1 pseudogene is annotated in these 868 nt (G+C 49.8%); it reads right to left on the reverse strand.

Annotated elements, in window-relative coordinates:
* Window positions 1-828: pseudogene (locus tag E5K03_RS13695) on the reverse strand (RNA-guided endonuclease TnpB family protein); the annotation flags it as partial.
* Window positions 829-868 lie beyond the last annotated feature (40 nt).

An 868-nucleotide genomic window follows, 5' to 3' on the forward strand; every position in this document is an offset into this window, starting at 1 on the left:
TTGCGAAACCCATCTGGTTACGTCACGGGAAACTTTGTGAAGTTGGTCGTGGACAAAGTCTTGTTCTTCGGATCGGATACCGGTCTCGAACGCTGTGTGACCAACTGTCTGCATCCGCTTTCGTTTGGTGAAATACTCGTGTCGCACTCGCTTGATGTCTGGGTACTCGATAACGGCTGAATCGAGTATATCACCCGTTTTTCGACACATTGCGGCGAGAGCGACACAGTCTTCGTTGATGTCCACGCCAACGACAGTCTTCGCATCTTCGGGAGATGCAACAGTACGGCTTTTGTTCTTGTTCGTAACCGACACGTGGAGTCGCCACTCGTCGTGTTTATACACGAGTTCAGCAACCCCAACTCGCCACGCAGTAGAACTGAGTGCATTCTTCAGTTGATGAAGATGATCAGGGCTCCCACGAAGCACACCTTTGACGTAGTTGTACGGCTTGTAACTGACTCGGAACCGAACATCCCCCTCGCCGTCCACGGTAAGGGCGTATCCTTCGTTATGGTTCATCCGCATCGGATACGTTTCGTGGATGTACGGGAACGGTCGGCCCCAATCCTCGTCCTTGTGATCGTGGTATGTCTCGATTTCTTTGAATGCTTTCTGAACGAGGAGTTGGGTGGTATTTTTGACGTGGTTGGCGTTGTCAACGACAGTATCGTGGATATCGTCCCAGTCCCAGCCTTGTTTGTCGAGTCGGTTAACCTCATTTCTGACTCGCCGGGCTTCGAGACAGCCTTCGTGCAAGTTGTCAGAACTCCCTGTTTGGATAGTTAATCCAAAAGAAAGTGTGTGAGTGAGTCCTGACTCTTGCATTATGATAGTATTGTCGTGAATTGTTGTAAATGTAGTGATT

The organism is Halalkalirubrum salinum (genome assembly GCF_005543295.1).
Taxonomy (GTDB): domain Archaea; phylum Halobacteriota; class Halobacteria; order Halobacteriales; family Haloferacaceae; genus Halalkalirubrum; species Halalkalirubrum salinum.